Source organism: Streptomyces sp. NPDC055078, assembly GCF_053607985.1.
This window is the reverse complement of the sequence record NZ_JBSGUP010000928.1, coordinates 1-2,445: the sequence shown is the minus strand read 5'-3', so window position 1 is coordinate 2,445 and position 2,445 is coordinate 1. Positions and strand designations below refer to the sequence as shown.

The window sequence follows — 2,445 nt, the reverse complement described above, 5'->3', positions numbered from 1 at the left end:
CCAGATACGCCACAACGACTGACAATCCTGAAACGATCACTGGATTAGCAGCTCAGCGCATTGCGTAGGGAGTGATCCTTAGCGGATTCGTCACACCACACCCGCCACAGCAACCTGCGGGAAGGAACCACCAAACGTCTGCAGCTTCGCCCATCCCAGGGACCGGCCGGCCTTACGCATCGCCGAGCGAATCAGAGCGACCCCGCCCAGCTCCTCCGCCTCATCAACACCGAGCCGGAGCTCGTACGACCCTCCGAACCCGCCGCCGCCCGGCGGACACGACCGACGCAACAGAGGCACCAGGACAGCGGCAAGACGCTCATGACGCGGATCACCCGCAAACGACGGCATCCACCGAGCGTAGCCGGACACGACACGGCCCCACCCGGCGTTTCGCCACACCCACCCACAGAAGCGACAAGCCCCCCACCCACCAAACGACACCGGCCTTCACCAGCAAACGACACCCTGGACCGCCACAGCCCAGGCCAGCACCAGTGAGAACCCATGACGCACACCCCATGCACATCACACGACGCCCATCAGCCGCGAAGTGCTCTCGCCGAGCGGTCCGACAAGGCTGATCTTGCAGGTGTGGGAGGCGGCATCCAGCAGGGGCGACGGAAGTGCAGCCGCCGTCGGCCAGTGCTTGGCGGGCGGGCAGCAGACGGCGCCGCTTGAGCCGGGCATGGATGCCGGGCAGGGCCTCACTGCCGGCGGCGGAGACCATCGCGGCCAAGTCCGTGATCACGTTCACGCGCTGCTCCCCCTCTCCCAGCCTCGGCAACCCCGCCCTGGGCACAGGAGACCGCCGGGGAGTTCGGGAGGGAATACAGACAAAACACCCTCACGACCGTGTCCTGCGGGTTTGCAGTCACTGCCCCAGCCCAACGGCGATGGTCTCGCGTCAATTGCATCAAGACGCAGGTCAGGGCGCTCTCGATCAAGACAATCCAAAAAGTCCTGACCAGCACAAACGCCAACCAGACCGTTGCACGCCAGAACCACCTGCAACACACCCAGCCGCACTCAGCACACAACCCCAGCCCACCCACCCCGGCCTGCCCCGCTGGAACCGGTCCCCCGGCCTCCCAACAAACCCGCAACACCCCAGACCAGCCACCACCCCGCACACCAACAAACCCCCCTCCCAGCGTCACCGGGCGAACCAGTCCCCCCAGCGCGCTATTCAACCGATTGGTTGACAAGCTGGGGTCGGGCACCGGAGTATTCAATCAATCAGTTGAGGAGGGGCGAGGTGACCGAGGACCGTTTGTCGCTGGTGTTCTCCGCGCTGGCCGATCCCACTCGCCGCGACATCGTGGCGCGGCTCGCCGCCGGCGACGCCACAGTCAATGAGCTGGCCGAGCCGTACGACGTCACAGTGCAGGCCGTGTCCAAGCACATCAAGGTGCTCCAGGACGCCGGGCTGGTCAGCCGCAGCAGAGACGCCCAGCGTCGGCCCTGCCACCTTGAGCCGGAGGTCTTCGACCTGATGACGAAGTGGATCGAGCGCTACCGGCGTGAGGCGGAGGACCGATTCCAACGCCTCGACGCCCTCCTGGAACAGATGGATGAGGGGCCGGCTGCGGGCCCCACGATGAGAGAGGCGGCATCATGAGCACCAACGACAGGCACCACCAGAACGAGACGCTGATTGTGGCCGACCCCGGTCTGCCCACCATCCGGATCGTCCGGGAGTTCGACGCCCCGCCGGCACGGGTGTTCCGGGCGTACACCGACCCCGACCTCGTGGTCCAGTGGCTCGGGCCGCGGCGGCTCACGATGCGGATCGACCGGTACGACGCGCACAGCGGCGGTTCGTACCGCTATGTGAGCATCGACGACGACGGCACCGAGTACTGCTTCCACGGTGTGTTCCACGAGGTGCGCCCCGACGAGCGCATCGTGCAGACCTTCACCTACGAGGCGTTTCCGGACGGTGTCAGTCTGGAGACGGCTGTTTTCGAGGGCTTCGACGGCCGCACCCGGGTCACCTGCACGTCGCTCATGGAGTCCCTCGAATCCCGCGACGGGATGCTCAAGAGCGGCATGGACGTCGGTGTCCGCGAAGGCTACGAGCGGCTTGACGAACTGCTGGGCGGCCAGGAGAGCGACAGCGCGGACCGTCACACCCGGACCGGCTCCTGATCATGGGGAGAACAGCGGCCGACGAGCACCGCACGGTGGCGGGCGCCTTCACCGACCGCGTACGCGGCACCGGCCGAGAGGCGTGGGACAACCCGGCGCCGTGCGAGGGATGGACCGCCCGGGACGTCGTACGCCACCTCGTCGAGTGGTTCCCCGGCTTCCTGAAGGCCGGCGCCGGAGTCGAACTGCCGAAGGGGCCGTCGGCGGACGATGACCCGGTGGCCGCCTGGACGGTTCACCGCGACGGGGTGCAGGCTCTCCTGGACGATCCGGCCACTGCGCACAGACTGCTGT

At 67.0% G+C, this 2,445-nt stretch carries 3 protein-coding genes; all 3 read left to right on the top strand.

What is annotated here, in order from left to right:
* Positions 1 to 1,258 precede the first annotated feature (1,258 nt).
* Entirely contained in the window at positions 1,259 to 1,621 is a 363-nt protein-coding gene (locus ACWF94_RS38690; RefSeq protein ID WP_453499696.1) for an ArsR/SmtB family transcription factor, read from the top strand.
* Positions 1,618 to 2,151, top strand: coding sequence for an SRPBCC family protein (locus ACWF94_RS38685; RefSeq protein ID WP_453499694.1), 534 nt, complete (start codon positions 1,618 to 1,620; stop codon positions 2,149 to 2,151). Before ACWF94_RS38690 ends, ACWF94_RS38685 begins: the two co-directional genes overlap by 4 nt.
* Positions 2,152 to 2,153: 2 nt before the next feature.
* Positions 2,154 to 2,445, top strand: a 292-nt coding sequence (locus ACWF94_RS38680; protein WP_453499692.1) for a maleylpyruvate isomerase N-terminal domain-containing protein, incomplete at its 3' end; no start/stop codon positions are given.